This is a genomic window from uncultured Amaricoccus sp., from assembly GCF_937858865.1.
In the GTDB taxonomy this organism is placed as follows: domain Bacteria; phylum Pseudomonadota; class Alphaproteobacteria; order Rhodobacterales; family Rhodobacteraceae; genus Amaricoccus.
In genome coordinates this window covers 1-6436 of record NZ_CALLYO010000596.1, presented here as the reverse complement: position 1 = coordinate 6436, position 6436 = coordinate 1, and the positions used below count along the sequence as shown (strand labels likewise).

The 6436-nt window shown below is 72.5% G+C and carries 4 protein-coding genes and 1 pseudogene; 4 read left to right on the top strand and 1 reads right to left on the bottom strand.

What is annotated here, in order from left to right; genetic code table 11:
• Positions 1-670, top strand: a pseudogene (locus Q0112_RS17670) (DNA polymerase Y family protein); the annotation flags it as partial.
• A gap of 59 nt (positions 671-729) precedes the next feature.
• Here the strand turns inward: Q0112_RS17670 and Q0112_RS17665 are convergent.
• On the bottom strand, positions 730-912 hold the full coding sequence (locus Q0112_RS17665) for a hypothetical protein (protein WP_297977332.1): 183 nt from the start codon (positions 910-912) through the stop codon (positions 730-732).
• A gap of 451 nt (positions 913-1363) precedes the next feature.
• Between Q0112_RS17665 and Q0112_RS17660 the strand changes: the two genes are divergently transcribed.
• From Q0112_RS17660 to Q0112_RS17650, 3 genes are all read left to right on the top strand, one after another.
• Positions 1364-4162, top strand: a complete 2799-nt coding sequence (locus tag Q0112_RS17660; protein ID WP_297977331.1) for an error-prone DNA polymerase — start codon at positions 1364-1366, stop codon at positions 4160-4162.
• 100 nt (positions 4163-4262) lie between these two features.
• On the top strand, positions 4263-5036 hold the full coding sequence (locus tag Q0112_RS17655) for an alpha/beta fold hydrolase (protein WP_297977330.1): 774 nt from the start codon (positions 4263-4265) through the stop codon (positions 5034-5036).
• Between the two features lie 69 nt (positions 5037-5105).
• On the top strand, positions 5106-6224 hold the full coding sequence (locus tag Q0112_RS17650; RefSeq protein ID WP_297977329.1) for a glycosyltransferase: 1119 nt from the start codon (positions 5106-5108) through the stop codon (positions 6222-6224).
• The last annotated feature ends 212 nt before the right edge of the window (positions 6225-6436 follow it).

The window sequence follows — 6436 nt, the reverse complement described above, 5'->3', positions numbered from 1 at the left end:
GCGGGCCTGGGACGAGGAGCAGGCCTTTCGCGCCGGCCGGCCCGAGCGGCGCGAGGTGGGGCTCGCCCGCCCGGCCGACCGGCCGGAGGCGATCCGCCCGCTGCTGGCCCTCGGCCTCGGCGGGATCGACGCGGGCTTCGGCATCGAGCGGCTGCAGCTCGAGGCGGTGGAGACCGACCCCGTCGGCCAGCCCCTGCCGCCGGGACGGCGGGCCGAGGCCGCGGGCTTCGCCGACCTCCTCGGCCGGCTCGGCGCGCGGCTCGGCACCGAGGCGGTGATCCGGCTGCACCCGGCCGACAGCCACATCCCCGAGAAGACCGCGAGCGAGATGGCGGCCGCCTTCAGCCCGCCCGCCGCCGGCTGGCCGCCGCCGGCGACGCCGCGGCCGATCCTCCTCTTCCCGCCCGAGCCGCTCGCGCCGGAGGACGAGGACACGCCCCCCGCGGCTTTCCTCTGGCGCCGCCGCCGCCGGCGGCGCGCGGCGGCCTTCGGGCCGGAGCGGATCGCCCCGGAATGGTGGCTCGACGACCCGGCCTGGCGCTCGGGCGCGCGCGACTACTGGCGGGTCGAGACCGAGGAGGGCGACCGGCTCTGGCTCTTCGCGGCCCGGGGCGGCGAGAGGGGCGGCGAGCTGCGGGGGGGCTGGTTCGCCCAGGGGATATTCGCATGAGCGCGAAAGAAAGAGCCCCGGAAATCCGGGGCCCCGACGGCGCCGGCCCGGGGCGGGGCTCAGCTGGCGTTCGGCCCCCGCAGCACGCGGATCGCCTCGCGCACCTGCCGCCACTGTTCGGCGGTCTGGCTGTCGCCCCTGGCGGCATAGTCCTTCGCCTTCTGCGCCGCCTCGTACTCCGCCCGGTCGCCATGCGCCGAGTAGAGCTGACGGGCATAGTCGTCGATCTGGACGATGCTCATCTCTTTCCTCCTTCAGTCCTTCCCGACCATAGCACGCGGTCCCGGATTCGAAAGCCTCGCGGCCTCATCGCGCGAACCGGCCGAAGGTTCCCCCCGCCGGAAGACGTGATCGTCTCCGCCCCGCGCCCCCGCCGGAGCCCGGGCCCTCCTTCAAGGCATTCATACTGGCAAGCTTTCCTATCGAGCAGGCGAGGGGCCCCGCCAACAGGCGGGGAGAACAATGACTCGAGCGGCCGAAGGCCGCTCTCCGCCGGAGGGAGGCTGCAAAGGCAGCCGACCGCCAAGCGCCGGCCGAGCGGGGCCTTCAGGCCCCCCGAGGCCGGCGCTCCCCCGCGAGGTCGCCACAAGGAGTAACGATGCATTAACCCGATGATTCCCTTCTATTTCAATGTCTTACTTATAGTTTCGCGCGCGAAATCCCCCATTTCGCGCCCATCCGGGTCCCCGCCCCATGCCCTTCGCCGAGCTCTGCATCACCTCGAACTTCACCTTCCTGACCGGCGGCAGCCACCCGCAGGAATACGCCTGCCAGGCGATGGAGCTCGGCCTTGGCGCCTTCGCCATCGCCGATCGCAACTCGGTCGCCGGGCTGGTCCGGGCCCTCCGCCCGCTGCGCGCGGCGGCCCGGGCCGAGGGCGGAGCCGGGGCGCGGGTGCCGCGCCTCCTGCCCGCGACCCGGCTCTGCCTCGCCGGGGGCGCCGAGATCACCGCCCTCCCCCGCGACCGCTTCGCCTGGGGCCGGCTCTGCCGGCTGCTGAGCACCGGCGCCCAGCGCACCGAGAAGGGCAAATGCCTGCTCCACCCCGAGGATCTCGCCGACCTCGGGGCCATGCACCTGCTCCTGCATCCCCCGCCCGACCCGCCCGCGCCGGCCTGGCTCGACCAGGCGCGGCTGCTCGTCGGGATGCACCCCGGGACGCACCTCGTCGCGAGCCCCCGCTACGACGGCCAGGACCCCCAGCGCCTCGCCCGGCTCGCCCGGCTGGCGGACCGCCTCGGCCTCCCTCTCGTCGCCTCCGCCGAGCCGATCATGCACCGCGGCGCCCGCCGCCGGCTCGTCGACGTGCTGACCTGCATCCGCGAGGGCCGCCGGATCGACACGATCGGCCGCGCCGCCCAGGCCAACGCCGAGCGGCGGCTGCGCTCCGAGGCGGAGATGCTCCGCCTCCTCGCCGGCCACGAGGCGGCCGTGCACCGCGCCGGCGAGATCGCCGACGACTGCCGCTTCTCCCTCGACGAGCTGCGCTACGAATACCCGAAGGAGATCTGGGACGGCGAGGACCCGCAGGCGCGCCTCGCCCGGCTGACCGCCGACGGCCTCCGCCGGCGCTACCCCGCGGGCGTCCCGCAACGGCACCGCGCGCAGGCCGACAAGGAGCTGGCACTGATCGCCCGCAAGAAGTACGCGCCCTTCTTCCTCACCGTGCAGCACGTGGTGGAATATGCCCGGGCGAACGGCATCCTCTGCCAGGGCCGCGGCTCGGCGGCGAACTCGATCGTTTGCTACGCCCTCGGCATCACCGCCATTTCTCCCGACGTCGGCCAGATGGTCTTCGAGCGCTTCGTCTCGGACGCCCGCGACGAGCCGCCCGACATCGACGTCGACTTCGAGCACGAGCGCCGCGAGGAGGTGATCCAGTACATCTACGAGCACTTCCACCGCGAACGCGCCGGCATCTGCGCCACCGTGATCCACTACCGCGGCAAGCGGGCGATCCGCGAGGTGGGCGCGGCCATGGGCCTTTCCCGCGACACGGTGGCGGCGCTCTCCAGCCAGATCTGGGGCTGGGGGTCCGGCGACGTGCCGCGGGAGCGGCTGATCGAGCTCGGCCTCGACCCGGAGGAGCCGCGACTCAAGCTGACCCTGCAGCTCGTCAATGAGATCGTCGGCTTCCCGCGCCACCTCAGCCAGCACGTCGGCGGCTTCGTCATCACCGAGGGCCGGCTCGACGAGCTGGTGCCGATCGAGAATGCGGCGATGGAGGACCGCACCGTCATCTGCTGGGACAAGGACGACATCGAATGCCTCGGCATCCTCAAGGTCGACGTCCTCGCCCTCGGCATGCTCACCTGCATCCGCAAGGCCTTCGACCTCCTCGCCGACCACGGCAGCATCCGCCACGACCTCGACAGCCTGCCGAAGGAGGATCCGGCGGTCTACGACATGCTCTGCCGGGCCGACGCCATCGGCGTCTTCCAGGTCGAGAGCCGGGCGCAGCTCTCCTTCCTGCCGCGGATGCGGCCGCGGGAATTCTACGACCTCGTCATCGAGGTGGCGATCGTGCGGCCCGGCCCGATCCAGGGCGGCATGGTGCATCCCTACCTGCGCCGAAGACGGGAGAAGAAGGTCAGCTATCCCTCCGAAGCGCTCGAGGAGGTCCTGAAGCGAACGCTCGGCGTGCCGCTCTTCCAGGAGCAGGCGATGCAGGTCGCCATCGTCGGCGCCGGCTTCACCCCCGACGAGGCCGACCGCCTGCGCCGCTCGCTCGGCACCTTCAAGGGCGACGGCACCGTCTACACGTTCCATGACCGGTTCCTGAGCGGCATGGCCGCGAACGGCTATGACCGGGGCTTCGCCGAACGCTGCTTCGAGCAGATCAAGGGCTTCGGCTCCTACGGCTTCCCCGAGAGCCACGCGGCAAGCTTCGCGCTCCTCGTCTACGCCTCGGCCTGGCTCAAGTGCCACCATCCGGCGGTCTTCGCCTGCGCGCTGCTGAACTCCCAGCCCATGGGCTTCTACGCCCCGGCGCAGATCGTGCGCGACGTCCGCGAGCACGGGGTGGAGGTGCGCCCGGTCTGCATCAACGCCAGCGCCTGGGACAACGGCCTCGAGCCCGACGGGCGCGGCGGGCTGGCGCTGCGCCTCGGCTTCCGCCAGATCCGCGGGGTCCGCGAGGCGGAGGCGCTGCGGATCACCAAGGCCCGCGGCAACAACTACCGCGACGTCGCCGCCGTCTGGCGGCGGGCGGCCATCCCGCCGCGGACGCTCGCGCTTCTCGCCGGGGCGGACGGCTTCGCCGCCCTCGGCCTCGACCGGCGCGAGGCGCTCTGGCAGGTGCGGGCGATCGGCGGCGAGGCGCCCCTACCGCTCTTCTCCGGGATCGAGGGCGAGGGGGAGGAGGAGCGGGTTTCCCTGCCGGCCATGACCCTCGGCGAGGAGATCGTCGCCGACCATGTCGCGCTGCGCCTCAGCCTGCGGGCGCACCCCATGGCGCTCGTCCGCCCGCGGCTCGCCGCGCCGCGGGCGTGACCCCCCTGCACCAGAAGGAAAATTTTCGAGGAGAACCGGCGCCATCGCCTCGACAGCGGCAGTGCGATGCGGCAAGGAACGTTTCCGGAGGTCGCCGCAGATGTCGGACAAGCCGCCCATACTCTTTCTTCACGGCGCGTTCGGCGGACCCGAGGTCTGGACGCGCTTCGTCGCCCCCTGGTTCGCCGCCCGCGGCCATCAGGTCGCGGCGCCGCGGCTGTCGACGCCGCTCTCGGCACGGCCCGCCCGCCTGCGCGACTATGTGGCACGCGCGGTGGCCGCCGCCGACGCGCTCGACGCGCCGCCGGTGGTGGTCGGCCATTCGCTGGGCGGGCTCATCGCCCAGCATCTCGCGGCGCGGCGGCGACTGGCCGGGCTGGTGCTGGTCGGCTCGCCCGGACCGGTCGGGCTCGGCCCCGCGCTCTGGCAGCTCTCCTCGCAGGCCCCGGACATCCTCGCCTCCTTCCTCGCCACCCAGGCGGGCGGCGGCGCGACGATCGGCCTCGAGGCGATCCGCCGGGCGCTCTTCACCCGCGAGACCCCGATCGAATGGGTGGCGGACGTCGCCTTCCAGCCCGGCCCCGAGAGCCCGCTCGCGCTGCTCGACGCGCTGACCTGGGACCTGCCGGCCTGGTTCCTGGTGCGGCGGGCGCGGGTGCTCGCCATCCAGGGCGACAGCGACGCGCTGGTGCCGATCACCGATCTCTGGGCGAACGCGCTCGCCTACGGCGCGGAGACCGAGCTGATGCGGGGCTGCGGCCACGGCCTGCCGCTCGACCCGCACTGGCGGAGCCTCGCCTGGCGGATCAACGCCTGGCTCGACGAGCGGCGGATCGGCGCCGACAGGGCCGGCCGCATCGGCGCCATCGGCTGAAGGCTATCGCCTCCGGGGCCGGGAATCGCTAAGGAGTTCAGCCGTAAGGCGAGCGTGGACGAGGGGGGAATGCACGGGCTGGAAGTGACCCTGGGATGGAGCGACATCGGCCTCGCCGCGATCGCGGCGGCGGCGCTGAGCTTCCTCCTCTGCCTGGCGCTGGTCGCGACGCGCCGCTGGCACGGCCGCTTCACCAACGACGGCACGCGCGGGGTGCAGAAGTTCCACCTCGCCCCCACGCCGCGGATCGGCGGCCTGGCGCTGGCGCTCGCCTATGTCCTGGTCTGGCCGGTCCTGCCGGCGGAGCTGCGGGCGCCCTGGGCGCTGATCGGGCTGGCCGGGGCGCTGCCGCTCCTCGCCGGGCTCGGCGAGGATCTGACCGGCACGGTCGGGGTCCGCTACCGGCTGCTCGCGACCATGGCGGGGGGCGTCCTCTTCGCACTCCTGACCGGCTACACCATGCACAAGGTCTACCTTCCCGGGGTGGACTGGCTGCTCTCCTTCCAGATCTGCGCGCTGCTCTTCACCGGCTTCGCCATGGGCGGGGTGGCGAATGCGGTCAATATCATCGACGGGTTCAACGGCCTCGCCTCGGGCTCGCTCCTCATCATGCTGGCGGCCTTCGCCTGGGTGGGGCACCGGGTGGGGGACGACCTCGTCTTCGCGCTGGCGGTGCTCTACGGGGCGCTGATCCTGGGCTTCTTCCTGGTCAACTTCCCGTTCGGCAAGATCTTCCTCGGCGACGGCGGGGCCTATTTCGCCGGCTTCCTGCTGGCGAGCCTCGGCGTGCTGCTGCCGATGCGCAACCCGGAGACCTCGGCCTGGACCGCCATCCTGATCTGCGCCTATCCGGTCATCGAGACGCTCGCCTCGATGCACCGCAAGGCGATGCGCGAGGGGCACAGCGTCGGCCAGCCGGACCGGGTGCACTGGCACATGCTCGCCTACCGCCGCTACGCCCGGCGCCTGGTCCCGGGGCGCGGGGCGGTGCATCTGCGCAACCCGGCGACGAGCCTCGTCACCTGGCCGCTGCCGCTCCTGACCGGCGTCTTCGCCGCGCTCGCCTATTCGAGCGTGCTGGCGAGCGCGCTGCTCTTCTTCCTGACGGTCTTCATCTACGTCCAGGTCTACAAGGTGATGTCGCTCAACCACCCGAACCTGCCGGTGGGGCTCGCACGCCTGCTCTGAGCACACCCTGGGCACGCGTGCCCACTTGGTCAAGCCTTTGAAATCACTGGATTATGCTCCCCGGCATTAACCGGATCGCAACCAAGGTTAACACGCCCCGCACGGGGTGGGGCGCGCGGGGTGGGGTCAGTCGCGGTTCATGCGGTTGCCGATGAGATCGTCGACGACGGCGGGGTCGGCGAGGGTGGAGGTGTCGCCGAGCGAGCCGTAGT

What these genes read in the sequence shown, in the direction of transcription:
- Q0112_RS17665 (WP_297977332.1), bottom strand. Translation starts at nt 912, where the DNA reads ATGAGCATCGTCCAGATCGACGACTATGCCCGTCAGCTCTACTCGGCG.
- Q0112_RS17660 (WP_297977331.1), top strand. Translation starts at nt 1,364, where the DNA reads ATGCCCTTCGCCGAGCTCTGCATCACCTCGAACTTCACCTTCCTGACC.
- Q0112_RS17655 (WP_297977330.1), top strand. Translation starts at nt 4,263, where the DNA reads ATGTCGGACAAGCCGCCCATACTCTTTCTTCACGGCGCGTTCGGCGGA.
- Q0112_RS17650 (WP_297977329.1), top strand. Translation starts at nt 5,106, where the DNA reads ATGCACGGGCTGGAAGTGACCCTGGGATGGAGCGACATCGGCCTCGCC.